Genomic DNA, 26,247 nt, shown 5'->3' on the forward strand with positions numbered 1-26,247 from the left:
CCCTGCCCTCCGGCTCCCCCGCCCCCGCCCCTCCTGACATTTGTCATCTGCGGTGATGACAAGCCGCACTGCCCGGAGCCGGATTCCGGCGGGAGCCTTGAAGCATGAACATCGGGGACACGAGCGGGTGCGTGATCGACGTCACGGGCCTGCGCAGGCGGTACGGGCCGTCCGGGGGCGGCCGGAAGAACAAGAAGGACACCACGTCCTTCGAAGCGGTACGGGGCATCGACTTCTCCGTCGACCGCGGCGAGCTGTTCGCCCTGCTGGGGACGAACGGGGCGGGCAAGACCTCCACCCTCGAAATCCTGGAGGGACTGGCCGCGCCGACCGGCGGGACGGTGCGGGTGCTGGGCCACAATCCGTACACGGAGCGCGCGAAGGTCCGGCCGCGGGTCGGCGCGATGCTCCAGGAGGGCGGCTTCCCCGCGGAGTTGACCGTGGAGGAGACCGTACGGATGTGGGCCGGGGCCACCACCGGCGCCCGGCCGGTCGGCGAGGCGCTGGCCGCGGTCGGCATGACCAAGCGCAAGGACGTACGGGTCAAGCAGCTCTCCGGCGGTGAGCGGCGGCGGCTGGACCTGGCCACGGCGACGCTGGGCCGGCCCGAGGTGCTCTTCCTGGACGAGCCGACCACCGGCCTGGACACCGAAGCCCGCCACACGACCTGGGAGTTGATCCGCGAGCTGCGGGCGGGCGGCACGACGGTCGTGCTGACCACGCACTACCTGGAAGAGGCCCAGGAGCTGGCCGACCGCCTCGCGATCATGCACCAGGGCCGGATCGCGACGGCCGGCACCGTCGCGGACGTGGTGGCCACCCACCCCGCGCAGATCTCCTTCGAACTGCCCCCCGGCTACACGCCGGGCGACCTGCCGCCGCTGGCGGCGCTGGGCGTCGACGGACACGAGACGGTGGGCCGGACCCTGCGGCTGCAGACGTCCGACCTGCAGCGGGCCGCGACCGGCCTGCTGCTCTGGGCACGGGACGAGGGCGTCGAGCTGCGGGGGCTGGACGCCCGCTCGGCATCGCTGGAAGAGGCGTTCCTGCGGATCGCCAAGGGTTTGGAGGACAAGTGAGCGTCGCCGACGTCAAGGCCGTCGAGCAGGAGCCCGGTACGGGCGCCGGGGCGACCGCCCGTAGGGGAACGCGGGAGCGGCTGACCGCCCTGTTCCGCGCCGAACTGATCCTTCTGGGCCGTAACAAGACCGCGCTGTTCATGACGCTGCTGATGCCGCTGATCATGGCCTTCGCCATGCGGCAGGCGGTCTCCGAGATGCCGTTGCAGGCCAACGGCCTGTCGGTCGGCACGGTGCTGCTGCCGGGGACCATCGGCTTCGTGCTGCTCTTCGCGGTGTACTCGTCCGTCACCGGGTCGCTGGTGACGCGGCGCGAGGAGCTGGTGCTCAAGCGGCTGCGCTGCGGTGAGCTGTCGGACCGGGAGATCCTGGCCGGCTCGGCGCTGCCGGCGGTGCTCCTCGGGCTGGCGCAGATCGTCCTGCTGGCGATCCTCGGCTCAATGGTGCTGGACGCGGGCGCGCCCCGCTCCCCGCACCTGGTCGTGCTGGGGGTGGCCCTGGGCATGCTGATCGCGGTGGCGATGGCCGCCGCCTCCACGGGCATCACCAAGAGCGCCGAGGCGGCGCAGCTGACGACGATGCCGTTCGTCTTCGTCTCGATGGGCGGCTCCGGCATGATCCTGCCGCTGGACATCCTGCCCGACAAGATCGCCAACATCCTGGAGCTGCTGCCGCTCTCCCCGGTGATGGGGCTGGTCCGGGACGGCTGGCTCGGCGAGGGCGACCTCACCGAAACGCTGAAGCGGCTGGTCATCGCGTTGGTCTGGGCCGGTCTCGCGGTGTTTGCTGTACGACGGTGGTTCCGTTGGGAGCCACGGCACTGACGATGTACAGCGATGGGGACGACGGGGGTGCGGAGCCGGTGATCCACGGGCAACTGCGCAAGTTGCGGGGGCGCGGCAGGGTCGCGCAGGTGTACTTGTGGGCGCGGTGGACGCTGTACGTCACACCGTGGCTGCTGTTCCTCGGCTGGCTCGCGGGGCCCCTGGTCGCCGCGGCGGCCGAGACGCACCGGGTGCCGCCGCTGCTCGTGGCGACCGTGGTCCTGGGGCTGGTGCAGTGCGGCATCTACGTTCCCGGTGTCCGGCGCGGACTGTCGCACTATGTGTACGGCACTCCCGCGCCGTGGCTGCTGATCGCCGTGTCCGGGGTGCTGTCGGCCGTGTCGGTGGGCCTGCTGACAACGGTCGCCGTCACCCTGCCGTTGCGGGTGGCGGTCTACTGCACGGCGATGTTGTTCCCCACCCTGCCCGCCGGGTCCCTCCTCTCCCTGGTCGTCAAGAAGCGCTGGCAGGCCCTGGTGTGCCTCGTGGTCTCGGTGGTCGCCGTGGGGGCCCTGGCCCTCGTGGGCGTCCCGCTGAAGTACGCAGGAGGGCTGCCGCCCACCTTCGCCTTCTCCGCGGGCTTCGCCGCGCTGACGTGCCGCAGCTGGGCCTGGATCCTCGCCGCGATGCGGGAGCTGGACGAGGCCAAGGGCGACCAGGCCCGGCTGGCCGTCACCGAGGAGCGGCTGCGGTTCGCGCGCGACATGCACGACGTGGTCGGCCGGAACCTGGCCGTGATCGCGCTCAAGAGCGAGCTGGCGGAACGGCTCGCGCTCAAGGGGCGCCCGGAGGCCGCCGGCCAGATGGCGGAGGTCCAGCAGCTGGCCCAGAACTCCCAGCGGGAGGTACGGGACGTGGTGCGCGCCTATCGGGAGGCCGACCTGGAGGTGGAGCTGGCGGGGGCCCGGGCCGTGCTCCAGGCGGCCGGGGTGGAGTGCCTCATCGACCAGGAGGACAGCGCCGGGGTACCGCAGCAGATGCAGTCGGTGCTGGCCTGGGTCGTACGGGAGGGCACCACCAATGTGCTGCGGCACGCCGACGCGGTCACCTGCTGGATGACGCTGCGGGTGACGGGTGACGGTCCGGACGGCGCCGGGCGGGCGGCCACGACGGCACGGACCGGACCTGCGGTGGTGTTCACGATGGAGAACGACGGCGTGGTGGAGGATGCCGTGCGCCGCGGCGGCGGGAGCGGCATAGCCGGACTGCGGGAACGGCTCGCCGCCCTCGGCGGCACCCTGACCGTCGGTCCCCGGCCGGACGGGCGCTTCTGGCTGCGGGCTCACGTACCGCTGGAGAAGGATGAGCCGCAGGGGTACGGGCCGGAGACCACCGCGGACGGGCGGGTTGCCGGGGCGCAAGGGTAGGCGCCACCGGGACGCGGGGGGGGGAGGCGCGGGGACAGGCCGGGCGTGGGGCCCGCAGGCCATCGGATGCCGCCGGAAGCCCCGGCGCAGGGACGGAACGACGTGAGAGAAGCGGAGAGCATGGTGGAAGCGCAGCGGGCCGAGGGGCGGGGGCCGGACGCGGCTCCGGAGCGGGTTCCGGGTGCGGCTGGGGCTCCGGATGTCACCGGGAATCCGGATACGGCCGGGGCCCCGGCGCCGCTGCGGGTGCTGCTCGCCGACGACGAGCATCTGATCCGGGGAGCCCTGGCGGCGCTGCTGGCCCTGGAAGACGATCTCCAGGTGGTGGCGGAGGCCGCTTCGGGGCCGGAGGCCCTGGCGATGGCGCTGGCCCAGCGTCCCGACATCGCCGTACTGGATCTTCAGATGCCGGGGATGGACGGTGTGGCGGTGGCCACATCCCTGCGCACCCGGCTGCCCGGCTGCCGGACCATGATCGTGACCAGTCACGGGCGTCCCGGCCATCTGAAGCGGGCTCTGGAGGCGGGGGTCAAGGGGTTCGTCCCCAAGACCGTCTCGGCCCAGCGGCTGGCCGAGGTCATCCGCACGGTGCACGCCGGAAACCGTTACGTCGACCCGGAGTTGGCGGCCGACGCGATCAGCGCCGGGGACTCGCCGCTGACCGTACGGGAGGCGGAGGTGCTGGAGTACGCGGAGAACGGCGCGCCCATCGCGGAGATCGCTCAGCGGGCCGCGCTGTCGCCGGGAACGGTGCGCAACTACCTGTCCTCGGCCGCCGCGAAACTGTGCGCGGAGAACCGGCACGCGGCAGCGCGCATCGCCCGCGCCCGAGGTTGGCTATAGTGGAGCCCGCACCGCGCCGCTGAGCGCGGGGCAGGCGGACGTAGCTCAGTTGGTAGAGCGCAACCTTGCCAAGGTTGAGGTCGCGAGTTCGAGCCTCGTCGTCCGCTCAGGGAAAAGGCCCCGGTCATCGCGACCGGGGCCTTTTGCGTACGGGGCCTTTTGCGTACGGGGCCCTCACCTGCGGGCGGGGAGTGACGCCGGTCGCCGCTTCCCGACCGGCGACCGGCGTCGCTCCGTCCCCGGTGTCACGACCAGGGCAGCCCGGTGAGCCGCTCGTACGCCTCGATGTACTTGGCGCGGGTCTGCTCGACCGTCTCCTGCGGCAGCGGCGGAGGCGGCTGCTCGCTCTTGCGGTCCCAGCCGGAGGCGGGCGAGGTGAGCCAGTCGCGGACGTACTGCTTGTCGAAGGAGGGCTGGGCCCGGCCCGGCTGCCATTCGTCCGCGGGCCAGAAGCGCGAGGAGTCCGGGGTGAGGACCTCGTCCGCCAGCGTCAGCCGCCGCTCCCCGTCGAAACCGAACTCGAACTTGGTGTCGGCCAGGACGATGCCGCGTTCGCGGGCGATGTCGCGGGCGCGCCCGTACACGGCGAGGGTGGTCTGCCGGAGCTGGGCGGCGACCTCGGCGCCGACCTGGCGGGCGACCTCCTCGTACGGGACGTTCTCGTCGTGCTCGCCGACGGCGGCCTTGGTGGCGGGGGTGAAGATCGGTCCGGGTAGTTCCGAGCCGTCGGCCAGCCCCTCCGGCAGCGCCAGCCCGCACACCGTACGGGTCTGCTGGTACTCGGCGAGGCCGGAGCCGGTGAGGTAGCCGCGGGCGACGCACTCGACGGGGACCATCGCGAGGGAGGTGCAGACCGTCGTACGGCCTTCCCAGTCCGCCGGGGCGCCGGGGGGCAGGTCCGTGGAGAGCACGTGATGGGGGACCAGGTCGGCGAGCTGGTCGAACCACCACAGCGACAACTGGGTCAGCACCCGTCCCTTGTCGGGGATCTCGGTGGGCAGCACCCAGTCGTAGGCGGACATACGGTCACTGGCGACCATGACCAGGTCGCCGTCGGCGTTCTGGTAGAGGTCGCGCACCTTGCCGGTGTGGAGGTGGGTGAGCCCCGGTACCTCCACGGCCTCGGGCTTTTCTACAAAACCGGACACGCTGCCTCCGCGTAGGTTGATCCAGGCCCCTCCTGCCGATTCTCCCGTATGCGGGGTGGGAACGGCGGCGCAGGGTCCGGTCAGGTGCGGGGCAGGTCCGGACCAGGTCCGGGTCACACCCCGTCCCGGCGTGCCGCACGGCCGACCCCGCCCAGCGTCAGCAGGGCCAGCGCCGCGGCGACCGTGAGGATGACCGGCGGCGACACCGCCGCGCCGACCAGGGTGATCACGTACGGGGCGAAGAAGCCCAGGTAGGCGAGGGTCCAGAAGCGTGCGGTGAGGCGGGCCAGCCGGTGCGGCGGCGCCAGGGCGGCGACCTCGGTGAGCCCGTACGCCACGCACAGCCCGTATCCGCCGCCGAGCACCACCGCGGCGATCAGCGCCACGGCGGGCTGCCCGGCCGCGACGGCGCCGGCGGCGACGAGGAGGCCGAGTGCGACGGCCACCAGTCCGGCGGCCGCGGTGGCGAGGCGGTGCCGGGCGGCGAGCCGGCGGGCGAGGGGCGCGACGAGGAGCCCGGCGCCCGGGGTCACGGCGGTGGCGACGCCCGCGTACACGGTCTGCCAGCCGTCGAGGCGGGCGCCGACGAGTCCGGGCAGGGTCACGAAGGCGATGGTGGGGGCGGCGAACACCCAGGGAGCCACCGGGGCGACCAGCCGCCGGAAGGGGGCGGCGGACGTCCCGTGGGCTTCGGACGTCCCATGGGCGGCGGGCCGGGCCTCGCCGGCGGCGGACTGTGTCTCCTCGGCGGCCGGACGGTGCGCGGCCTCGGCCGCCCGGCCCGTCTCCGGCGCCCGGGCGGCCGCCACCGCGGCCACCGCCGACAGCACCAGGTGCGGGACGTACGCCGTGATCATCGGGTGCGGTGCCCACTGGGCGATCAGTGCGGCGGCCAGCCCGCCGGAGGCGAAGCCCGCGGAGAGGAAGAGCCCGGAGCGGCGGGCCGCCGTGCCGGGTGCGGTGGCCGGGTCGTACGGGGCGGACGAGAGTTCCTTGATCCACACGCTGCCCGCGGTGAGCAGGGCGCCCGCGCCGAGGCCGGTCAGGAAGCGGCCCGGCCACAGCAGCCAGGCGGCGGCCGGACCCGCCATCAGCAGGCAGGTCGCCACGGCGGCGGTGGCGAGCGCGGTGAAGACGACGGGGCGGCGGCCGCGCCGGTCGGCGAGCGGGCCGCCCAGCAGCAGCCCGGGGATCAGGCCGAGGACGTACACCGCGAAGAGGGCGGTGGTGGTGGCCGTGGTCAGGCCCAGGTCGTCGCGGTAGGCGCCGAGGAGGGCGGAGAACTGGTTGGCGCTCCAGCCGGAGGCGGTCATCATCCAGCCGGCGCGCAGCCAGTGGCGGTGGTGGGAGTCGGTGCGGGGACCGGTACGGGAGTCGGTACGGCAATCGGTACGAGGATCGGTACGGCCATCAGAACGGGGCTCGGTGCGGGGCTCGGCGGCGGACGTGCTCATGAGAGCCGTTGTACGAGGCCGGAGGCCCCGCGCGCCGCCTCCGTTCAGGAATCGTGAACGACCGCCGCGACCGGGTGCCGGATCGTTTTATCGTGGCACTCATGGACCTGCGACGCCTGTCTTCCTTCTTGGCGGTGGTCGAGGAAGGACACTTCGGGCGGGCCGCGTCGCGGCTCTTCCTCTCACCCGCCGCGGTCACCCAGCATGTGCAGCAGCTGGAGCGCGAGCTCGGCACCCGGCTGCTGGACCGCGGCAACGGTCCCGTGCGGCCGACCGCCGCCGGCCGGCGGCTGGCCTCCCACGCCCGTACGCTGCTGGCCGCCGCGAACGCCGCCGTGGAGGACGTGACCGAGGCGGCGCAGCGCGCTTCGGCCGCGTCGTCCCTGGCCGCGCGCGGGCTGCGGGTGGGGGTGATGGGCCACGGTTCGGCCGAGGTCACCCCGGCGGCCGTCAACGCCTTCCGCCGGGCCCGCCCGGACGTCCCGCTCCAGCTCGTCCAGCTGACGTTCACGGAGCACTGCAGCGCGCTGCGCGAGGACCGGGTGGACGTCGCGTTCGTACGGCCCGCGATCCGGAGCGAGGACATCGAGGTGGACATCTTGACCACCGAGCAGCGGATCGTCGCCGTCTCGGCGGCGTCGCAACTCGCGGACGCGGCGGCGACGGGCGTACGGGTCGCGGACATCATCGACCTGCCGTACCTGCGGCTGCCCCGGCACACCCCGCGGCCGTTCACCGACTACCTGTACTTCGACGAGGGCGAGCGCCGCGCCCCGGACTGCGCGCTGACCCCGCACGACGTGCTGACGAGCGTCGCGGCGGGCCGCGGCGCGGGTTCCGGACTGAAGTCCTTCGCCCGCTACTACCCGTGGCCCGGGACGGTGTACGTGCCGGTGCTGGACGCGCCGTGCGCGCACAGCGTGCTGGCGACGCGGGCGGGCGACCCCAACCCCGAGGTACGGATCTTCCGGGCGCTGACGGTGGCGCTGGCCCGGGAGCTGGGGGCGTTCGCCGCGCGGTAGCGGCGGAACACCCCGAAGCCCCCGCTCCCCGCTGCTCCCCCACTTCCGTCCCGCTTCAGTCCCGCTTGCAGATGCGGTCGAGCAGGTTGGCCGTGGCGCGCTGCACGCGTTCGTCGACGTGGCCGGGGCGGTCCAGCGCCGGTGACCAGGCGAAGGTGCCGGACGCGAAGACCAGGGCGCCGCTGAGAGCCCGGTACAGCGACGTCTCCTGATGGCGGCGGGTGCCCTCGCCGTCCTCGTACGGGGAGTGCGCCAGCAGGATGCGGTGGCTGTGCTCGGGCAGTGGTGTGCGCGGGAAGTATCGGTCCGCCTCGCCGGCGACGAGGCCCGGCAGTTCGTCGCCCTCGTGGGCGCCGGTCGCCTCCCACATCCAGTGGTCGGCGTTGCGGACGACCAGCGGCGCGGGCTCCGGCACCCGGCCCGCGTACTGGATGCCCATCAGTTGCTGTTCCGGGTCTCCGGCCTCGCGCCAGAGGGCGGGCCGCCCGGGGCCCTGTCGTTTCCGGCAGCTGAGCAGCGAGTCCGGTCCGGCGGGCGAGGGGGCCAGTTCGACCTGCCAGTACATGGTGTTGGCGGACAGGAAGACCAGCGAGGTGCCGCTGTCGCGGGCCAGTTCGGCGGTCCGCCGCATCGGCTGGGACCAGTACTCGTCGTGGCCGGGGAAGACCAGGCCGCGGTAGCGGGACGGGTCGACCAGCCCGGCGTGCAGGTCGCGGGCGTCGGCGTAGGCGAGGTCGTAGCCGTAGCGCTCGGCCCAGCGGATGAAGTCGTAGGCGTGGCCGACGTGCAGGGGCAGGCCGGCGCCCGCGTACGGGCGGTCGAAGGAGACGGTGGTGGCGGCGTCCGGCTCGCCGAGCAGCGCGCCGTCCGCGTCCCAGGCGTGGTAGAGGCTGGCGCCGGTGCGGCCGTCCTCCGGGTAGAGGTTGTAGGCCTGCCAGGTGATGTCGGGCAGGAGCAGCAGGAGATCGGCGGGGTGCGCGTCGCGGACCGTGAAGGGGACGTGGCTGCGGTGGCCGTCGGCGGTGGTCAGGACGGCGACGTAGGCGCCCAGCTTCCAGTACGTGGGAACCTGGAGGCGCCAGGACAGCCACCAGTGGTGGCAGGAGACCGTCCGGTCGGCGGCGAGCGGTGCGGGCTGCACGATGCCGGCCAGCCGGGGGCTGGTCGTGATCTTGGCGGCGCCGGTGCCCGCGTAGTGGCCGATGCGGTAGATGTCGATGCTGAAGGGCTGCGGCGGATCGACCGAGACGCGGAAGTCGATGGCCTCGCCGGGGGCGACCGCGCCGGTGCTCACGAAGCCCTTGATCTGCTGCCGTACGTCGTCGGCCGTACGGGGTCCTGCGCTGGAGCGGGGCGAGGGCAGGCGCTTCTCGCCGGGGGCCACCGCCGGGTCGACGTACCAGGGGACCACCTGACCGGAGTCGAAGTAGTTCTCGCTGCCGCGCAGCCAGGGCAACGGGCCCTGTCCGAACGGATCCGTGACCGCGTGCGCGAGTGCTCCCGACTCCCAGCGCCGGATCTGCTCCGTCCCCATTCGTACTCCCCTCCCTGCGTCCCCCCGCCGACTGAGCAGGCCGCCGCGGCACTCAGATGTCGTGCTCGATTGAACGACTGGGGCCGACCCCAGCACATCACATTACGCACTTGCTCCGTCACCCTTCGTCGTGAATTCGCAAGGGTTCCGGCCATGAACGGCGAACTGGAGGGGAACATTCAGCCCGGTCGTGCGGGTGATGCCCGGTGGGTGCCGACAACAGGCGCACTCGGCTCCTTCATGCCCCCGAATGCGCCCCCGTACGCTCCCTACGCGCCCTTGGCGCCCCTCACACGAGCCGGACCGGCTTCTCCGGCCGCACGCCGACCTCGCCGAGCCAGTCGCCCAGCGGGCCCGCGTCTCCGTCGTCGACGAGCCGGAGCACCGGGTGGCCCAGGTCCGAACGGCGCGCGCCGTCCACGAGCAGCACCGGGCCGTCGAGCCAGTCCAGACCGGGGGCGGCGCCGGCGGTGTCCACGGCGGCACAGCACACCATCGCGGTCACATGGTCGGCGAGCAGCTCACGGCCCGTGCGCGGGGGCTGCATCGGGAACAGCGGGAGCCCGTCGGCGAGGCCGTCGCCCCAGGTGACGCCGGGGGAGCCCGGCGCACCCGGTACGCCCGGTACGCCCGTGTCCGGGCCGTCGGCCGCCGGCCCGCGGGCCGCCCGGCGCTCCGCCTCCGCGCGCTCCTCCCGCGCCAGCTCGGCACCGAGCCGGGCAGCCACGAGGTCGCTCGCGCGCTCGTTCGCCGTCAGCCGTTCGATGACCCGTATCAGCGTGGGGCCGGAACTCCCCGGGCCGGGGTCGGCGGACCGCCCGCCCGGCGCCGGGGACTGCGGCCGAGCCGACTGCGGCGCCGGGGACTGCGGCGCCGGGTGGGGTATGCGGCATTCGGGCCGGGCGGGGCGCTCCGGCTCCGCCGGGGGGCGCGAAGGCTGCGCGCCCTCGCCCGGCTCCGGCGGGAGGGCGTCCAGGACACGGTGCAGACGGGCGGCCTCCTGGCGCCACTTGCGGTCCACGACCTCCTCCGGATACTGCTGCCAGCCGACCGGCGACCAGTCGGGCCCCGGCTCGGCCGGGCCGCCGTGGAAGAGGCGGGCGGCGAGGAGGGAGGCGGCGCGGTCCACGGCGCCGGGCTCCTCCAGGAGGTCGCACGCCGGGCGCTCGCCCAGACGGGAGGTGAAACCTTCGGCCAGACGGTCGCGGCGGGAGAGTTCGGTGAGCGCGGAGACCACCCCGGCGTCCAGCCGGGAGGGCCAGCGGCCCATCCGCCAGGCGGGCAGGGCGACCCGGGTCAGCAGCCGGTCCCAGCCCGCGTACGCCAGCCCGACCTGCTCCTGGGCGACGATCCGCAGCCCGTAGTCGACGCTCTGGGCCCGCTCGGACGCGGCCGCGGCCACGCACCGCTCCATCTCCAGGGCGTGCTCGCGGCAGGCCCGCAGCAGCAGCCGCGCGACCCAGCCGACGAAGGCGGGCGCCGGCGCGGCCAGGGGGCTCTTGGCGCGCGCGGAGACCGCCACCGCGGCGTCCAGCCCCCGTACGAAGCGGCGGGCCGCGGCTATGTCGGGGTTGGCGGAGGGGCCGGTGCCGGCCACGACGGGCGCCAGCAGGGCCCGCAGCTCGGCGACCCGCATCCACCACATGAACGGCGAACCGATCACCAGGACCGGCGCCTGCTCGGCACGCGCGCCGTCGCGCGCTCCCGCGCCCCCGCCACCGCGCGCCGCCCGGCCGCGCGGCGGGGCGTGCGCCCGATGCGTACGGTCCTCCAGCCAGCTGTCGCAGTCCGGGGTCAGCGCTATCGCGGACGGCGCGGGCACCTCCAGGCGGTCGGCGAGGTCCCGTACGAGGCGGTACAGGTCGGGGGCCGAGGACTCGGCTATCGGTACCGACGGGCTCAGCGCGGGCCGCGCCCGGACGACGACGGCCGTGACCAGCGCCGCCAGCAGCAGCACGACCAGCGCGAGCCCCGTCACCGCCCAGCGCGCCGTGTCCCAGCCGCTGGAACTCGTGACCGGGTCGGCGCGGCCGATGCGGCCGGTGAGACCGCCGACGAGCAGCACCACGGCCACCGCCGCGGGCACCAGGGCCACGCCCAGCGCCGCGCCGCGGATCCGCAGCACCGCGAGCGCGCGGGCGCGCGCCGCCTCTGCTCCTGCTTCCGGACCTGCCACCAGCCTGTACACCCCCTGCTGCCCTGACCGACGGACGTTGAGAACACGGGACGAGACGAGAGCGGGGCAACGGTGCCGCGGCCGCGGACGGCTTCCGGCGGCTTCGCTCACTCTCCACCACTGTGGCACCGGCCACCGACATCGCAATGCCGGTGAGCCACTTGCCGGACGCCGCCGTGACAGCCGTGCCGCCGGGCGGCACGGGCGCCACACGACGCTTGCCGGGAACCCTAGTTGGGGCTTCCCTCCCCGTCAGCCGGATGGCGGTGCGGTCACTCGATGGAATGGCTTTGGGTAAAGCCGGGAGCCATTTCCCGGCCAAAATCGTCCGCTCTGCCCGGAACGGCGCGTAGCGGGCACGGCGCGGGCCGGGCCGGGCGCGGCCCGGACCCAGCCGGACGCCGACCGGCCCGGAAGCGGTCCGGTCCGGCCGAAAGCGGGCCGGTCCGGACCGGAACAGGTCCGGCGGGAGCCGTACCGGCGCCGGTACGGGCCCTCAGCTCTCCCCCGCCGCCCGCGCCGCGATGTCCGTACGGTGGTGGGACCCGTCCAGCGTGATCCGGCCGAGCGCCCGGTAGGCGCGCTCCCGGGCCGCTGCCAGGTCGGTGCCGATGGCCGTCACGGACAGCACCCGGCCGCCCGCGCTGACGACCTCGCCGGTGGCGGCGTCCTTCTCCGTGCCCGCGTGCAGGACGTACGCGCCGGGCGCGTCCTGCTCCGCGACCTCGGTCAGGCCGCCGATCGGGTCACCCGTGCGCGGCGTACCGGGGTAGTTGTGCGAGGCCACCACGACCGTCACCGCCGCGTCGTCGCTCCAGCGCAGCGGCGGCAGCGCGGCCAGCGTGCCGGTCGCGGCGGCGTGCAGCAGCGCGGACAGCGGGGTACGCAGCCGGGCCAGCACGACCTGGGTCTCCGGGTCGCCGAAGCGCGCGTTGAACTCGATGACGCGCACGCCGCGCGAGGTGATCGCCAGGCCCGCGTACAGCAGCCCGGAGAACGGCGTGCCGCGGCGGCGCAGTTCGTCGACGGTGGGCTGGAGGACGGTCTGGAGCACCTCGTCGACCAGCTTGGGGTCGGCCCAGGGCAGCGGGCTGTAGGCCCCCATGCCACCGGTGTTCGGGCCCTCGTCGGCGTCGTGGGCGCGTTTGAAGTCCTGGGCGGGCTGGAGCGGCACGACGGTCTCGCCGTCGGTGACGGCGAACAGGGAGACCTCGGGGCCGTCCAGGAACTCCTCGATGACCACGCGGTCGCACGCCAGCGCGTGGGCGCGCGCGGCCTCGACGTCCTCGGTGACCACGACGCCCTTGCCGGCCGCCAGGCCGTCGTCCTTGACCACGTACGGGGCGCCGAACGCGTCCAGCGCGGCGTCGATCTCGGCGGGGGTGGTGCACAGGTAGCTGCGGGCGGTGGGCACCCCGGCGGCGGCCATCACGTCCTTGGCGAACGCCTTGGAGCCCTCCAGCTCGGCCGCCTGCGCGGACGGCCCGAAGACCGGGACGCCGCGCTCGCGGACGGCGTCGGCGACCCCGGCGACCAGCGGCGCTTCGGGTCCGACCACCACCAGGTCCGCTTCCAGGCGCTGCGCCAGGTCTGCCACCGCCGCGCCGTCGACGGCATCGACGGAGTGCAGCTCGGCCACTTCCGCGATGCCGGCGTTGCCGGGGGCGCAGTGCAGCGCGGTGACGTCGGGGTCGAGGGACAGTGAGCGGCACAGGGCGTGTTCGCGGGCGCCGCCGCCGATGACGAGGACCTTCACGTGAGCAGCCTAGTCGCCGTCGGCACGGGCGCGGGGCGGCGCCCCCGCGGGCTCCCGGCGGCCGGGCGGGAGAGGGGGACGGGACCGGACGAGAGAGGCGAACCAAAGAGGCGGAAGCCGTGGAAACCGTACGCCACCGGGCAGTGGCAACTCTTTCGAGTGAGAGCGGGCATGGTCCTATACCTGATTCCGCACCACTTCCGGGCGGAAATAAAGCGATCTTGGGGGCGAGGCCCACCGTTCGGCGGTAGGAAGGAGGATGCGCACCGGCCGTCTCGTACGTACCGCGCGCATCGCACGTATCTGCATGAGGGAGTGCACGGGTGAGTCAGCCGGAGATGCAGCCCGAGGGACTCCCTCGGGAGGAGCGCGGGCCCGGGGGCGGCCGCGGCGATCTGGGGAGCCGCACCTTCCCGCTCGGGGACTGGGGCGAGCCGGCTGAGCGCCTCGACGAGCTGTACCACTGGGTCGAGGAGGGCGCCTTGCGGGCCGCTTCCTGGTATCTGCACGACCGGGTGGCCAAACGCCGCGGCGCGCGGGCCCTGCGCCTGGGGGCCGCGGCCGGAGTGGCGGCGGGCGGCCTGATGCCGCTGCTCGACCTGACCGGGGTGGCGCCCGGGGGCGCGAAGTGGGGGTACCTGGCGCTGCTGGTCGCCGCGGTGTGCGTGGCCGGCGACCGGTTCTTCGGGGTGACCGCGGGCTGGATGCGGGACGTGGCGACCGCGCAGGCCGTGCAACGACGGCTGGAGACCTTGCAGTTCGACTGGGCCTCGGAGAACGTCCGCGAGGTCCTCGGCCCGACGGAGGGCACCGCCGGCGAGGCGGCGGAGCGCTGCCTGGGCGTACTGCGCCGGTTCAACGAGGACATCGCGGAGCTGGTGCGGGCCGAGACCGCCGACTGGATGGCCCAGTTCCGTCCGGGCCCGCTGCCGCCGGCCGCGCGGGCGACGGCGCAGTGGGGTCAGCGCCCGGAGCCCGGCGGTCCGCAACCTGGCCGGATCACGCTCCCGCCGGGCACCCGACCGAACATGCCGCGGCAGCGGCCGCCCGAGTCGCCGCGCTGAGGCGTACGCCCGCTCGCACGGACCGGCGACCGCGCCCGCACCGGCCGCTGCCGTCGGCCCTCAGCCGTCAACCGTCAACTGAAGACGATCATCGATCCTTGGCCCAGGCTGCGCGTGGCCGCCGCGTGCAGCCCCAGCCAGACATGCCGCTCCCGCGCGAACGGGCTGTCGTCCGGCGGCAGCCCCTCCACCCGTTCCTCCAGCGTGGTGGGCCGCGTCGGGGCCTGCGGCGCGGCCGGCGGATTGGCCGGATCGATACCGATGGCCGGCGCGACCAGTTCGAGGTCGCGCAGCAGGCCGTGCGCGGAGCCCAGCGGCCCGCCGCCCTCCAGGAGTTCGTCGGTGGCCAGCGGGTGCGGGAAGTCGACCGGGACGTACGCCCCGGCGTGGTCGTAGTGCCAGACCAGGTGCGACTGCTGGGCCGTGGTCTCGAACATCTCCAGCAACTGCTCGTAGTCGCCGCCCAGTTCGTCCACCGGTGTCACTTCGAGGCCGCAGATCTTCAGCAGGTAGGCGCGCCGCAGGAAGTGCAGGGCGTCGTAGTCGAAGCCCGCCACCGGGGCGACGTCCCCGGAGAGGCCGGGCATGTAGCTGAAGACGGGGACCGGCGGGAGCCCCGCTTCCGTGAGGGCCTGGTCGTAGGCGGCGATCTCTTCGGAGAAAGGGTTGTCGGGGCTGTGGCACAGCACATCGACAAGGGGGACCAGCCACAGGTCACATGCCACGAGACGAGACTCGCTTCCAGTCGGGTGGGGGGCGGTCGGGACAGCGTAGTGCTACCCGGGTCCACCGACGAGGGCGAGGGAGTGCTCGTTGTACTCGCGTACCAGCCGTTGTGCCTCGGTCAGGTCGCGCCGGACGACGGCGCCGACCAGATCGCGGTGGCCGTGCCACAGCCGGCCGCGCAGATCCGGCTCACGCCGCAGCAGCGGCACGGCGAAGACCCAGCTCTGGACCCGCACCCGGTCCAGGAAGTCACTGATGTACGGGTTTCCCACCAGACTGCCCAGTTCGCGCCAGAAGCGCAGGTCGTACCCGATCAGTACGTCCATGTCACCGGCCCGCGCCGCCCGTTCGGCCTCCTCGGCACGGCGCCGGATGGACATCATCACCGCGGGCGAGGCGGTGCTCAGCGCCCGCTCGGCGCGGGTGCGGAAGATGCCCTCGACGATCAGGGTGCGGGCCTCGATCATGGCGCGGTAGTCGGCGGCGGTGAAGGCGTGCACGCGGAAACCGCGGTGCTGCTCGACGTCGAGGAGGCCCTGCGCGCACAGGTCGAGCAGCGCCTCGCGCACGGGCGTCGCGGAGACGCCGTACTGTTCGGCGATCTCCTTGACCGTGAACTGGTCTCCGCAGGGCAGCCGTCCGGCCAGCACCTCGTCGCGCAGCGCGTCGGCGATCTGCTGGCGCAGGGTGTTGCGCCGTATGACTCCGCTGCCTGGGCCGGCGGGCATCGTGTCCGTCTCCTTCGGCGGCCTCGTGGGCCCGGGGGCCCGTGCGACCGCATGGTCCGTAGACCGCGCAAGGAGAGCGGCCCTCGCCCTCACGATAGGCGAGGGGGACGGGCGGGGCGACGGTGGTACGGGGAGCGGCCCGGGACGGCCGGGGCCCGGCGGCCCGGCCGTGCGCCCGGATCCGGGCCCGGGCCCGCGCCCGCCCCGGCCCTCAGCGCGTGTGCGCGTCCGCCACCGACAGGGCCGCGTCCAGGGCCGCCAGGCCCTCCTTCACCTCGGCCTCCGTGACGGTGCAGGGCGGCACGACATGCGTACGGTTCATGTTCACGAAGGGCCACAGACCGCCGCGCTTGCAGGCCGCCGCGAACTCGGCCATCGGGGCGTTGGCCGCGCCCGACGCGTTGTACGGCACCAGCGGCTCGCGCGTCTCCTGGTCCTTGACCAGCTCCAGCGCCCAGAAGACGCCCAGGCCGCGCACCTCGCCGACCGAGGGGTGGCGTTCCGCGAGGGCGCGCAGCCCGGGCCCGATGACCCGCTCGCCGATCTCCGCGGCGTTCTCCACGATGTTCTCCTCGGCCATCGCGTTGATCGTGGCGACGGCGGAGGCGCAGGCCAGCGGGTGCCCGGAGTAGGTCAGGCCGCCCGGGTAGGGGCGCTGGTCGAAGGTGGCGGCGATCTCGGCGGAGAGGGCGACGCCGCCCAGCGGTACGTAGCCGGAGTTCACGCCCTTGGCGAAGGTCAGCAGGTCCGGCGTGACGCCGAAGTGGTCGGCGGCGAACCAGTGGCCCGTACGGCCGAAGCCCGCCATGACCTCGTCCAGGACGAAGACGATGCCGTACCGGTCGCAGATCTCGCGGACGCCGGCCAGGTAGCCGGGCGGGGGGACCATGATCCCGGCGGTGCCCGGGACCGTCTCCAGGACGACCGCGGCGACCGACTCCGGCCCCTCGAAGGCGATCGTGTCCGCCAGGTGCGCGAGGGCGCGCTCGCACTCCTGGGCCTCGTTCTCCGCGTGGAACGGCGAGCGGTACAGGAACGGTCCCCAGAAGTGCACGACACCGGCCGAGGCGGTGTCGGACGGCCAGCGGCGCGGGTCGCCGGTCAGGTTGATCGCGGCGGCGGTGGCGCCGTGGTACGAGCGGTAGGCGGACAGCACCTTGGTCCGGCCGGTGTGCAGCCGGGCCATGCGGACCGCGTTCTCCACGGCCTCAGCGCCGCCGTTGGTGAAGAAGATCTTGTCGAGGTCGCCAGGGGTGCGCTCGGCGACCAGCCGGGCGGCCTCGGAGCGGACGTCCACGGCGAAGCCCGGCGCGAGGGTGCACAGCTTGCCGGCCTGCTCCTGGATCGCGGCGACGACCTTCGGGTGCTGGTGGCCGATGTTGGTGTTGACCAGTTGGGAGGAGAAGTCGAGGTAGCGGTTGCCGTCGTAGTCCCAGAAGTACGAGCCCTCGGCGCCGGCCACCGGCAGCGGGTCGATCAGGCCCTGCGCGGACCAGGAGTGGAAGACGTGCGCGCGGTCGGCGGCGTGCACCGCCGCGCCGGCTGCCGGGTCGGGTTGCGTCGTGGTCACGGGCACTACCTCGGATCGCTCGGGCCCGCCAAGGGGCACGGTACGGCGGACGCCTTCAGCCTAGGGACGGGTGCGGGGCGTCAGGTACCGACACTGTGTATGGCGCTCACCACGGGCGCGGACAGTCTGTCGGTGGGGCTGGAGGAAACTCCAGGGCCGGCGGCCTCGGCGGCTGCCGGGGCGGCTAGGGCGTTTCTGATGGATCTCCGCGGCGTCACGGAGATCCATCAGAAACGCCCTAGTCGTCATCGTCGTCGTCCGGGGCCGAGGCGGCCTGCGGGCGGCCGTCCGCCGCGCAGCGGAGCATGTAGGAGTGGTCGTCGCCGGAGTGGTCGTCGAGCGGCTCGAACTCGATCGCGGCGGTGGCGGCCGGCCCGCGCCGTACGTCGTCGGCGCGGTAACCGGTGGCCGGGCTCCAGACCGTCAGGTAGATCCGGCCGTCCGTACGGCACTCGGCGGTGGCGCTGCCCCCGGCCAGGCGAACCGTGCCGCCGCCCACGGGGCGGGCGGGGGAGGGGGAGGCGGCCCCGGTACCGGACGGCGCGCCCGACGGCGATCCGGTCCCGGCGGAGCCCGAAGACGCCCTCGGCCCGGGATCCTGGGACGCGGCGCGGGCCGCGGCGAGCTTGTCCCGTACACCCCCGTCGTCCAGCGGTACGGCCCGCGCGTTGCGGCCACCGGTGTCGGCGCTCGCCAGCGACCAGGCGCCGAGTCCGCCCGCCGCGGCCACCGCGCACATCCAGGCCGCCGTCGCCGCCACACTGCGCCACGCCATCGCGCCGTCCTTCCTGCCGTTCCGCCGTACGGCCCCGGCGCCCGTACGGCCCGTGCCACCGTCCCGGGCACCTTCCCGCACCCTTTCCTAACGTCCGGTTAAGGCGCGGACAAACCCCTGGCCCGGCGTGTGCCGTAACTCGCGGCGTCTCCCGCCGCGGCCGGGTGCCTGGTTACGGTGACGGGCATGTCCCATCTCCTCGTCGTCGAGGACGACCCCCAGTTGCGCGGCGCCCTGCTGCGCGCGCTGCGCGACCGCGGCCATGCCGTGGCCACCGCGGCGACCGGCATGTCCGGCCTGGACGCCGCCGTCACGGACCGCCCGGACCTCGTCGTCCTGGACCTCGGACTGCCGGACGTGGACGGCGCGCAGGTGCTCCGGATGCTGCGGGCCGTCAGCGACGTACCGGTGATCGTGGCGACCGCGCGCGACGAGGAGCCGGACATGGTCGCGGCCCTCGGGGACGGCGCCGACGACTACATCGTCAAGCCCTTCGGGGCTGCTCAGTTGGACGCCCGTATCAAGGCGGTGCTGCGCCGCCTCGGCACCGCGGAAGCGGAACCCGCGCTGCGGGTCGGCGGCCTGCGCGTGGACGCGGCCGCGCGCGAGGTGTCCCTGGACGGCGAGCCGCTGGACCTGACGCCGCGCGAATTCGACCTGCTCGCCTACCTGGCGCGCCGCGCGGGGCAGGTGATCTCCCGGCGGGAGCTGCTGGCGGAGGTGTGGCAGCAGCCGCTGGGCGGCGCGGACAAGACGGTGGACGTCCACCTGTCCTGGCTGCGGCGCAAACTGGGCGAGACGGCACAGCGGCCGCGCTACCTGCACACGGTCCGCACGGTGGGCGTGAAGCTGGCGGCACCGGAAGCCCCGGACGGAACCGGCCCGGACGACGGCCCCACCCCGCCCCGCAAGCCGTAACCATGCGCCGCAGCCTGCTCCTCCTGACCGCCGCGACCACCGCGCTCGTCCTCGCCGCCCTCCTGGTCCCGCTCGCCCTGCTCACCCGCAGCCACGCCGCCGACCGGGCCACCGCCGACGCCACCTCGCGTGCCCACTCGCTGGCCACCGGGGTCGGCCAGGCGCTGGCCGGCGGGCGGGGCGCGGGTTCCGGCGGGGCGCCGGACGCGCGCCGGTCCGCCGCGGGCATCGTCGACTCCGCCAACGGGCCGGGGCTCCCCCGTACTTCGGTCGTGCTCGCCGACGGCGCCGTGCTCGGGCCCGCCACGCCCGTCACCGACGCGGTACGGCTGGCCCGTTACGGGCGGGCGTTCACGTACGAGCCGCCCGCCGGGGGCCGTACCGTCCTGGTGCCGGTGCAGGGGGTGGCGGGCGGCACCGCCGTCGTCCTCGTCGCGCTGTCGGAGAGCCAGTTGTACGCGGGCACGCTGGCCTCCTCGCTGGAGATCGCCGGGATCGGCGTGGCACTGGTCCTGCTGGGGCTGCTGGTCGCCGACCGGCTCGGTGCCCGCCTGGTCGGCTCGGCGCGCCGGCTGTCCCGGGTCGCCGACCGGCTGGCCGCGGGCGACCTGGCGGCCCGCGCCGAGCCGTCCGGGCCGCCCGAGCTGCGCGCGGTGGCGCGCGAGGTGAACCGTCTGGCGGACCGTATCGACGGTTTCCTGACCGCCGAACGGGAGAACGCGGCCGACCTCGCGCACCGGCTGCGCACCCCCGTCGCCGCGCTGCGCCTGGACGCGGAAGGGCTGCGCGACCCGGCGGAGGCGGAGCGGATCGCGGCGGACGTGGCGGCGCTGGAGCGCAGCGTCGACGACATCATCCGTACGGCGCGCGAACCGCTGCGCGCGGCGGCCGGACGCGGCGCGGCGGGCCCGAGTGCGGCGGAGGCGGGCACGGCGGGCCCGGGGGCGGCGGAGGCGGCAGGCACCCGGCGCCCCCCACGCGCCGACCTGGCCTCCGTCGCCCGCGAACGCGCCGACTTCTGGCGCCCGCTCGCCGAGGACCAGGGCCGCGAGCTGGGCTTCGCGGCGCCTGACGGACCGGCCGTCGTACGGGCCGACGCGGCCGGGCTGGCCGCGGCCGTGGACGCCCTGATCGGCAACGTCTTCGACCACACTCCGGACGGCGCGGGGCTGCGCGTCACGGTCGCCCGCGAGGGCTCCGGCGGGTGCCTGCTGACCGTCGAGGACGACGGCCCCGGCTTCCCCGCCGGGCACGTCCCGGAGCGCGGCCGCAGTGGCGGCGGCTCGACGGGGCTGGGCCTGGACATCGTGCGCCGGTCGGCGGAGGAGTCGGGCGGCTCGCTGGAGTGCGGCACGGCGTCCGGCGGCGGCGCCCGCGTCACGGCCCGCTTCGGCCCGGCGCCCGCGGACCGCCGCGCCCGAGGCACGGGGCCTCCCTCCCCCGGTGTCTAGGCCGCGGCCCGCGGAAACGCCTCCCCCACCGCCCGCCGCCATTGATTGGCCGTCAGCCCGGGGCGCAGCGCCGCCATCGCCCCGCAGTACTTGGTGAACTCGGCGGCGCGCAGTCCGTAGGTGTGCAGCAGCCGGTCCGCCTCCGTCAGGTGGCCGGTGACCGAGGTCTTCGTCTCGACCAGGACCAGCCCGCCGTCGGCCCGTACGCTGCGGCCGGTGCCCGCGTCCCGGCAGACCAGGTCCGCGTCGCAGGTGATGCGCTGCTCGTCGGCGACGAAGGTGGCGCGCCGGTAGTCGGTCACCAGCGACGGCACCAGTTCCCCGGGGGCGCCGATGCCGTACGTACCGTGCAGGACGGAGGCCAGGAAGCCGCGCGGGCCGCGCCCGAGCGTCGCTTCCCCGGGCAGCAGCGGCTGCCGCCGCTTGAGCGTCTCGCCGCGCCGCCCCTTGAGCTTGATCTCGAACTGACGCTCCCCGGAGTCCTCGTACAGCCGTTCGCGGATCTTGTAGCGGTAGCGGCGGCCCTGCCGGTGGTCGTGGAAGGTCTGGAGCCCGGGGGTGTCGTAGTAGACGGAGTGGTAGCCGAACCAGCGGCGGCCGTTGATGCACAGTGACCGGAACGGGCCGCCGGGGCGCCGCGGGTCGGTCAGCCGGGCCGCGAAGTCCGCGAAGATCTCGACCGGTACGAGGTAGCTGCGGTCGATGCGGGCCATCAGCTCAGCGCGGGCCTGGAGCTCGGAGAGGGTTATCGGGCGCGCCGCCATGGCGGCGCGGGCGATCGCCCGTACGGCGGGAATCACACGGTCTCCTCGGAAAGGGGACGGGGCTGCGGGTGCGCGGGGGAGCGGGTGATCGTGCGGGGCCGGTTGCGGTCGGTGCGCTGTGAGGTCGTACGAGCGGGCCTGCCGAAAGGTTCCGGCAGACGGAAGCGGACGTCCACCACCATCAGATCCCGGACACAGTCGATTTCCTTGACCGTCCAGGCGCGGGGCTCGCCGCCGAGCCGGCGCGCCAGGTCCTCGCAGAGCGCCCGCTGGTCGGTGTGGACGGCGTCGAGGGTGACGACGGTCCGGCAGGTGCGGGCCATCAGCCGCGGGTGGTCGGCGCCGTACATGACCAGGAGCAGCAGGGCGGTGAGCGTCGCCGCGACGGCGAAGTCCAGGTGCGGCAGGCCGCACAGCAGGCCCAGGACCAGGGTGGTGAAGTAGTACGCGACTTCCTCGTGCTGGATCGAGTCGGACCGCAGCCGGATGATCGACAGCACTCCGAACAGGCCGAACCCGAGGGCCGTGCCGCCCTCGCCGACCTGGGCCAGCGCCGAGACGACCGCGAACAGCGCGACGTTCAGCGCGAGGTAGGCGGGCACCAGGTCGCGGCGCCGGTGGCGCGGGAAGTAGATGGCGAACGTCAGTACGCTCACCGCGGTGAGGTCGAGCACGAGGTGGGCGGCGAGCTGCCCCGGCGTCTCCATGGCGCGTCTCCTGTCGGTCGCTGATCGGTACGCGTCAGACGCTAGGAACGGACGGGTTAACTCCACCCCACTCCACGGGTTAACGCGCACGGCTCACCCGGACGGCCGACACCCCGCCCGCTCCGTTGACAGCTTCCTGTCACCCGGACAGGGTGCTGTCATGCAGGCAGCCCCGCTCGCCCCCGAACTCCTCAGCCGCACCACCCTCGGCGTCTCCCGGCTCAACGGCCGGCTGCTCGCCGTGTCGGAGCGGCTGGCGCGCCCGGCCGGGCTGACCGCCGCCCGCCGGCAGGTGCTCGGCGCCGTGGCGGACGGGCCGCTGTCCGTGGCCGGAATCGCGCGGACGATGGGCATCACCCGGCAGAGCGTGCAGCGGATCGCGGACCTGGTGGTGGCGGAGGGGCTGGCCGAGTACCGGCCCAACCCGGCCCACCGCCGGGCCAAGTTGCTCGCGCTCACCGATGACGGGCTGTCCGCTGTGCACCGCATCGCCGCGGACCACACCGCGTTCGCCGCCGGCCTGGCCGAACAGCTCGGCGGCACACCGGACTTCCGCGCGGCCGTGGAGGCGGTGGAGACGCTGTCGCGCGCGCTAGATAACCTCGGCTACTGAGTGCACCGAAGTGTGGGCTCACGCCCGCGTCCTGACGACCGTTCCGACGACCGCGCCCGGCCGGCCCGGCCCGGCCACACCGCACACCGGCCGCACACGACCCGGCCCGATCACGGCCCGTACGGACACCGGGGAACCGAAACCGGACCGGTGGCGTCGTCCGATACGTTCGCGCCTGCGGCACCGTCCCCGCAGGGCACGTCCGGGAGCACAGGGCGAACAAGCTGAAAGGGCAAGCGGAACGTGAATGAGCGCGCAGAGCGCGGCCGCCTCGGGCAGCTCGGCCCCCAGGACCCGCCGCGGATCGGGGCGTACCGGCTGTTGGGGCGGCTGGGCGAGGGCGGGATGGGCCGCGTCTACCTCGCCCGTTCCGACCGCGGCCGCACGGTCGCCGTCAAGCTGGTCAAGACCGAACTGTCCGGCCAGGACGACTTCCGGGCCCGCTTCCGGCAGGAGGTGCAGGCCGCGCGGCGCGTCGGCGGCGAGTGGACCGCGCCCGTGCTGGACGCCGACACCGAGGCCGCGACACCGTGGGTCGCCACCGGCTACATCGCGGGCCCCTCGCTCCGGCAGGTGATCACCGAGGGCCGTACGCCGCTGCCCGAGCGCTCCGTACGCATCCTCGCCGGCGGGCTGGCGGGCGCGCTGCGCAGCATCCACGCCGCCGGCATCGTCCACCGCGACCTCAAGCCGTCCAACATCCTGCTCACCATCGACGGCCCCAAGGTCATCGACTTCGGCATCGCGCGGGCGCTGGAGGCGGTGACCGTCGGCGGCGGCCTCACCCGTACCAACCAGGCGGTCGGCTCGCCCGGCTTCATGTCGCCCGAGCAGGTGCGCGGCCGGCCCGTCACACCCGCCAGCGACGTCTTCTGCCTCGGCTCGGTGCTGATGTTCGCGGCCACCGGACGGCTGCCCTTCGGTACGTCCGACAGCGGGGTGCACGCGCTGATGTACCGCATCGCCCAGGAGGACCCGGACCTGACCGGGCTGCCGTACGGGCTGCACAGCCTGGTCGCGGCCTGCCTCGCCAAGGACCCGGCGCAGCGCCCGACGCCGGAGCAGCTCATCGCGTACACCGGTTCCGAGGACGACGGCCAGGAGCCCTGGCTGCCGGGCGCGCTCATCGCCGAGCTGGGGCGGCACGCCGTCGAGCTGCTCGACGCGGAGAATCCGAACGGCGCGGGGGACGAGTCCGGGGACGCGCCCTGGGACACCCCCGGAGACCCGTCCTGGGACAAGTCCGGCAACCGGTCCTGGGACGGTTCCGGTGGCCACCGGCCCTGGGAGAGCGCCGACGGCTCCTGGGGCCACTCCGGCGCGGCCCGGGACCGGGAGCAGGCCCCCACGCCCGCGCCGGGGCCCGTTTCGGCGCCCCTGCCGCCCCAGGCTCCCGGCTCCGCGCCCCCGCCGCCGTACGCCGCGGCCGGCGCTCCGACGTCCCCGCCGGACGCCACCGTGTCCCCGTCCTCCGGGGGCAGCACGCACGGGCGGCGCCGCAAGAGTCCCACCGGCCGCACCGGACTCGGCAGCATTTCGAGCCACAGCAGTCGTAGTGGGAACAGCGGTCATGGCCACAGCGGTCACGGCAGCCGATCCGGCAACACCGGCCGCGGCCGCACCACCGGTTCCACCGGAGCCGCCGGCTCCACCGGCCGTCCCCGTACCCGCGCCCTCGGCCTGGCCGCCGCCGTCGGCCTCGGCCTCGCCACCGCCGGTATCGGCATCGCCTACGTCTGGTTCAGCCCCGACGGGGACGAGGGGAGCACCGCGAAGGCCGACGGCGGCACCGTGACCGCGGCGGACGGCAAGGTCGGCAAGGCGGCGGGCAAGGAGCCCGGCGTCATTGCGCAGGAATTCCTGGGCACCTGGGAGACCAAGCGCGGCAAGGGCGGCAGCGACACCTACCGCTTCACCCTCACCCAGGGCGCGGTCGGCGACACCGTCCTGGCCATGGAAGCGCGCGGCGCCAAATTCCGCTGCGAGTTCAAGGCCATCCTCATGAACGGCGGGCCGCCGCTGCGCCTCGGACCGACCACCGTCGTGGCGGGCCCGGCGACCAGTTGCAGCCCGGGTGCCCCCAGCACCCTGCGCCTGCAACCCGACGGCAAGCTCCGCCGGGTCTTCGACGACGGCAAGCCGACGTTCACGTACACGAAGAAGAGCTGATGCCGGGGCGCTCAGCAGCCGGGCACTGATCGAGGAGAACCACCGGCTCAGGCAGCAGCGGGCCGCCATGACGGGCAGCGCCCAGGGACAGCGGTAGGGGCCCGTACGCCCCCGCCGAACGCCGCCACCTGCGAAAACCATAAAGCCGTGGCCCCGCTCCGGAGGGGAGCGGGGCCACGGCTCCCGCACGGCTGCCGCCGCGCGGACACAGCGTCCGTCAGTCCAGGAACGAGTTGATCTGGATCGTCTCGTCCCGGCCCGGGCCGACGCCGATCGCGGAGATCGGCGCGCCCGACATGTCCTCCAGCGCCTTGACGTACGCCTGCGCGTTCTTCGGCAGCTCGGCGAAGGTCTTGGCCTTGGTGATGTCCTCGGACCAGCCCGGCAGGGTCTCGTAGATCGGCTTCGCGTGGTGGAAGTCGGTCTGCGAGTAGGGCAGCTCCTCGACGCGCTTGCCGTCGATCTCGTACGCGACGCAGACCGGGATCTGCTCCCAGCCGGTGAGCACGTCCAGCTTGGTGAGGAAGAAGTCGGTGAGGCCGTTGACGCGGGTCGCGTACCGGGCGATGACCGCGTCGAACCAGCCGCAGCGCCGGTCGCGGCCGGTGGTCACACCGCGCTCGCCGCCGATGGTGCGCAGCGCCTCGCCGTCCGCGTCGAACAGCTCGGTCGGGAACGGGCCCGCGCCGACCCGGGTCGTGTAGGCCTTGAGGATGCCGATGACCCGGCTGATCTTCGTGGGGCCGACCCCCGCGCCGGTGCAGGCGCCGCCCGCGGTCGGGTTGGAGGAGGTCACGAACGGGTAGGTCCCGTGGTCCACGTCGAGCAGCGTGCCCTGGCCGCCCTCGAAGAGGACGACCTTGCCGTCGTCGATCGCGTTGTTCAGCAGGAGGGTGGTGTCGGCCACGTAACCCTTGATCTGGTCCGCGTAGCTGAGCATCTCCTCGACGACCTGCTCGGCGACCACCGCGCGGTGGTTGTAGAGCTTGGCCAGCACCTGGTTCTTGAAGTCGAGGGCCGCCTCGACCTTCTGGTGCAGGATCGACTCGTCGAAGAGGTCCTGGACGCGGATACCGGTGCGGTTGATCTTGTCGGCGTAGGTCGGGCCGATGCCGCGGCCCGTCGTACCGATCTTCCGCTTGCCGAGGAAACGTTCCGTGACCTTGTCGACCGTGATGTTGTACGGCGTGATCAGGTGCGCGTTACCGCTGATCAGCAGCTTGGACGTGTCGACACCGCGCTCGTTGAGTCCGCTCAGCTCGGAGAGCAGGACCGCAGGGTCGACGACGACACCGTTGCCGATGACCGGGGTGCACCCCGGCGAGAGGATTCCGGAAGGGAGAAGGTGCAGCGCGTATTTCTGGTCGCCTACGACAACCGTGTGACCGGCGTTGTTGCCGCCCTGGTAACGCACCACATAGTCGACGGACCCACCGAGCAGATCGGTGGCCTTTCCCTTGCCCTCATCACCCCACTGAGCACCGAGCAGCACAAGTGCGGGCACAGGCGTACACCCCTTCCGGGCGGGGCATGTCCAACGTGCGTGAGGCCGTATGCGT

The 26,247-nt window shown here is 74.0% G+C and carries 22 protein-coding genes and 1 tRNA gene; 11 read left to right on the plus strand and 12 right to left on the minus strand.

Translation table 11 applies throughout. The features are described 5' to 3' along the window. The first annotated feature begins 104 nt into the window (after positions 1 to 104). The 5 genes from AB0A97_RS33735 (at position 105) to AB0A97_RS33755 (ending at position 4,220) form a co-directional block, all read left to right on the plus strand. The gene (locus tag AB0A97_RS33735; protein ID WP_361157249.1) at positions 105 to 1,079 is read left to right on the plus strand and encodes an ABC transporter ATP-binding protein; all 975 of its coding nucleotides are present in this window, start codon (positions 105 to 107) and stop codon (positions 1,077 to 1,079) included. Then, on the plus strand, positions 1,076 to 1,903 hold the full coding sequence (locus AB0A97_RS33740; RefSeq protein WP_361157252.1) for an ABC transporter permease: 828 nt from the start codon (positions 1,076 to 1,078) through the stop codon (positions 1,901 to 1,903). The genes AB0A97_RS33735 and AB0A97_RS33740 overlap by 4 nt, the downstream gene beginning before the upstream one ends. Beyond that, positions 1,885 to 3,270 carry a histidine kinase gene (locus AB0A97_RS33745; protein WP_361157255.1) on the plus strand — a complete coding sequence of 462 codons (1,386 nt, stop codon included), beginning with the start codon at positions 1,885 to 1,887 and terminating at the stop codon, positions 3,268 to 3,270. Before AB0A97_RS33740 ends, AB0A97_RS33745 begins: the two co-directional genes overlap by 19 nt. Before the next feature lie 102 nt (positions 3,271 to 3,372). Continuing rightward, on the plus strand, positions 3,373 to 4,113 hold the full coding sequence (locus tag AB0A97_RS33750) for a response regulator transcription factor (protein ID WP_361157257.1): 741 nt from the start codon (positions 3,373 to 3,375) through the stop codon (positions 4,111 to 4,113). A 34-nt stretch (positions 4,114 to 4,147) separates the two neighbouring features. Next, positions 4,148 to 4,220, plus strand: a tRNA-Gly gene (locus AB0A97_RS33755). Between the two features lie 138 nt (positions 4,221 to 4,358). Here AB0A97_RS33755 and AB0A97_RS33760 read toward each other — a convergent pair. Both AB0A97_RS33760 and AB0A97_RS33765 read right to left on the minus strand, forming a co-directional pair. Next, positions 4,359 to 5,261 (minus strand): phosphoribosylaminoimidazolesuccinocarboxamide synthase, encoded by a 903-nt coding sequence (locus AB0A97_RS33760; RefSeq protein WP_361157260.1) that lies wholly within the window; start codon positions 5,259 to 5,261, stop codon positions 4,359 to 4,361. A gap of 113 nt (positions 5,262 to 5,374) precedes the next feature. Then, on the minus strand, positions 5,375 to 6,715 hold the full coding sequence (locus AB0A97_RS33765) for an MFS transporter (protein WP_361157262.1): 1,341 nt from the start codon (positions 6,713 to 6,715) through the stop codon (positions 5,375 to 5,377). A 101-nt stretch (positions 6,716 to 6,816) separates the two neighbouring features. Between AB0A97_RS33765 and AB0A97_RS33770 the strand changes: the two genes are divergently transcribed. Continuing rightward, positions 6,817 to 7,737, plus strand: a complete 921-nt coding sequence (locus AB0A97_RS33770) for a LysR family transcriptional regulator (protein ID WP_361157265.1) — start codon at positions 6,817 to 6,819, stop codon at positions 7,735 to 7,737. Between the two features lie 55 nt (positions 7,738 to 7,792). On the opposite strand, the gene AB0A97_RS33775 is transcribed toward AB0A97_RS33770, so the two are convergent. The 3 genes from AB0A97_RS33775 to purD all read right to left on the minus strand — a co-directional run bounded on the left by AB0A97_RS33775 (position 7,793) and on the right by purD (position 13,203). Then, positions 7,793 to 9,271, minus strand: a complete 1,479-nt coding sequence (locus AB0A97_RS33775; RefSeq protein ID WP_361157267.1) for a N,N-dimethylformamidase beta subunit family domain-containing protein — start codon at positions 9,269 to 9,271, stop codon at positions 7,793 to 7,795. A 289-nt stretch (positions 9,272 to 9,560) separates the two neighbouring features. Further along, positions 9,561 to 11,447, minus strand: coding sequence for a hypothetical protein (locus AB0A97_RS33780; protein ID WP_361157269.1), 1,887 nt, complete (start codon positions 11,445 to 11,447; stop codon positions 9,561 to 9,563). 496 nt (positions 11,448 to 11,943) lie between these two features. Next, complete coding sequence (purD, locus tag AB0A97_RS33785; protein WP_361157271.1) at positions 11,944 to 13,203, minus strand: phosphoribosylamine--glycine ligase; 1,260 nt, start codon at positions 13,201 to 13,203, stop codon at positions 11,944 to 11,946. 323 nt (positions 13,204 to 13,526) lie between these two features. On the opposite strand from purD, the gene AB0A97_RS33790 reads away from it, so the two are divergent. Continuing rightward, complete coding sequence (locus AB0A97_RS33790; RefSeq protein ID WP_361157274.1) at positions 13,527 to 14,267, plus strand: SLATT domain-containing protein; 741 nt, start codon at positions 13,527 to 13,529, stop codon at positions 14,265 to 14,267. Between the two features lie 74 nt (positions 14,268 to 14,341). On the opposite strand, the gene AB0A97_RS33795 is transcribed toward AB0A97_RS33790, so the two are convergent. The 4 genes from AB0A97_RS33795 to AB0A97_RS33810 all read right to left on the minus strand — a co-directional run bounded on the left by AB0A97_RS33795 (position 14,342) and on the right by AB0A97_RS33810 (position 18,066). Next, positions 14,342 to 14,992 (minus strand): hypothetical protein, encoded by a 651-nt coding sequence (locus AB0A97_RS33795; protein WP_361157276.1) that lies wholly within the window; start codon positions 14,990 to 14,992, stop codon positions 14,342 to 14,344. Positions 14,993 to 15,043: 51 nt separating this feature from the next. Next, complete coding sequence (locus AB0A97_RS33800; protein ID WP_361157279.1) at positions 15,044 to 15,721, minus strand: GntR family transcriptional regulator; 678 nt, start codon at positions 15,719 to 15,721, stop codon at positions 15,044 to 15,046. A 211-nt stretch (positions 15,722 to 15,932) separates the two neighbouring features. Further along, a complete protein-coding gene (locus AB0A97_RS33805; RefSeq protein ID WP_361157281.1) occupies positions 15,933 to 17,291 on the minus strand; it encodes an aspartate aminotransferase family protein in 1,359 nt (452 codons plus the stop codon). Between the two features lie 238 nt (positions 17,292 to 17,529). Beyond that, complete coding sequence (locus AB0A97_RS33810; RefSeq protein ID WP_361157284.1) at positions 17,530 to 18,066, minus strand: hypothetical protein; 537 nt, start codon at positions 18,064 to 18,066, stop codon at positions 17,530 to 17,532. Between the two features lie 186 nt (positions 18,067 to 18,252). Here AB0A97_RS33810 and AB0A97_RS33815 point away from each other — a divergent pair, with 186 nt between their 5' ends. Together AB0A97_RS33815 and AB0A97_RS33820 are read left to right on the plus strand one after the other, a co-directional pair. Further along, the gene (locus AB0A97_RS33815) at positions 18,253 to 18,984 is read left to right on the plus strand and encodes a response regulator transcription factor (protein ID WP_361157286.1); all 732 of its coding nucleotides are present in this window, start codon (positions 18,253 to 18,255) and stop codon (positions 18,982 to 18,984) included. Between the two features lie 2 nt (positions 18,985 to 18,986). Continuing rightward, positions 18,987 to 20,435: a HAMP domain-containing sensor histidine kinase gene (locus AB0A97_RS33820; RefSeq protein WP_361157288.1), complete on the plus strand. Its 1,449-nt coding sequence runs from the start codon at positions 18,987 to 18,989 to the stop codon at positions 20,433 to 20,435. Here AB0A97_RS33820 and AB0A97_RS33825 read toward each other — a convergent pair. Together AB0A97_RS33825 and AB0A97_RS33830 are read right to left on the minus strand one after the other, a co-directional pair. Further along, complete coding sequence (locus AB0A97_RS33825; protein WP_361157290.1) at positions 20,432 to 21,235, minus strand: polyphosphate polymerase domain-containing protein; 804 nt, start codon at positions 21,233 to 21,235, stop codon at positions 20,432 to 20,434. The genes AB0A97_RS33820 and AB0A97_RS33825 overlap by 4 nt on opposite strands. Further along, entirely contained in the window at positions 21,232 to 21,906 is a 675-nt protein-coding gene (locus AB0A97_RS33830) for a DUF4956 domain-containing protein (protein WP_361157292.1), read from the minus strand. Before AB0A97_RS33830 ends, AB0A97_RS33825 begins: the two co-directional genes overlap by 4 nt. Before the next feature lie 160 nt (positions 21,907 to 22,066). Here AB0A97_RS33830 and AB0A97_RS33835 point away from each other — a divergent pair, with 160 nt between their 5' ends. Continuing rightward, positions 22,067 to 22,519: a MarR family winged helix-turn-helix transcriptional regulator gene (locus AB0A97_RS33835; RefSeq protein WP_361157299.1), complete on the plus strand. Its 453-nt coding sequence runs from the start codon at positions 22,067 to 22,069 to the stop codon at positions 22,517 to 22,519. A gap of 243 nt (positions 22,520 to 22,762) precedes the next feature. Then, positions 22,763 to 24,688 (plus strand): serine/threonine-protein kinase, encoded by a 1,926-nt coding sequence (locus tag AB0A97_RS33840; RefSeq protein ID WP_361157301.1) that lies wholly within the window; start codon positions 22,763 to 22,765, stop codon positions 24,686 to 24,688. 217 nt (positions 24,689 to 24,905) lie between these two features. On the opposite strand, the gene AB0A97_RS33845 is transcribed toward AB0A97_RS33840, so the two are convergent. Next, positions 24,906 to 26,192: an adenylosuccinate synthase gene (locus AB0A97_RS33845; protein ID WP_361157304.1), complete on the minus strand. Its 1,287-nt coding sequence runs from the start codon at positions 26,190 to 26,192 to the stop codon at positions 24,906 to 24,908. Between the last annotated feature and the right edge of the window lie 55 nt (positions 26,193 to 26,247).

Origin of the sequence: Streptomyces sp. NPDC045470 (genome assembly GCF_040646595.1) — a bacterium.
In the GTDB taxonomy this organism is placed as follows: Bacteria; Actinomycetota; Actinomycetes; order Streptomycetales; family Streptomycetaceae; genus Streptomyces.

Bases quoted from the DNA above. Each gene is read 5' to 3' on its own strand.
- AB0A97_RS33815 (WP_361157286.1), top strand. From the start codon at position 18,253: ATGTCCCATCTCCTCGTCGTCGAGGACGACCCCCAGTTGCGCGGCGCC.
- AB0A97_RS33770 (WP_361157265.1), top strand. From the start codon at position 6,817: ATGGACCTGCGACGCCTGTCTTCCTTCTTGGCGGTGGTCGAGGAAGGA.
- AB0A97_RS33765 (WP_361157262.1), bottom strand. From the start codon at position 6,715: ATGAGCACGTCCGCCGCCGAGCCCCGCACCGAGCCCCGTTCTGATGGC.
- AB0A97_RS33830 (WP_361157292.1), bottom strand. From the start codon at position 21,906: ATGGAGACGCCGGGGCAGCTCGCCGCCCACCTCGTGCTCGACCTCACC.
- AB0A97_RS33735 (WP_361157249.1), top strand. From the start codon at position 105: ATGAACATCGGGGACACGAGCGGGTGCGTGATCGACGTCACGGGCCTG.
- AB0A97_RS33820 (WP_361157288.1), top strand. From the start codon at position 18,987: ATGCGCCGCAGCCTGCTCCTCCTGACCGCCGCGACCACCGCGCTCGTC.
- AB0A97_RS33810 (WP_361157284.1), bottom strand. From the start codon at position 18,066: ATGGCGTGGCGCAGTGTGGCGGCGACGGCGGCCTGGATGTGCGCGGTG.
- AB0A97_RS33775 (WP_361157267.1), bottom strand. From the start codon at position 9,271: ATGGGGACGGAGCAGATCCGGCGCTGGGAGTCGGGAGCACTCGCGCAC.
- AB0A97_RS33835 (WP_361157299.1), top strand. From the start codon at position 22,067: ATGCAGGCAGCCCCGCTCGCCCCCGAACTCCTCAGCCGCACCACCCTC.
- AB0A97_RS33800 (WP_361157279.1), bottom strand. From the start codon at position 15,721: ATGCCCGCCGGCCCAGGCAGCGGAGTCATACGGCGCAACACCCTGCGC.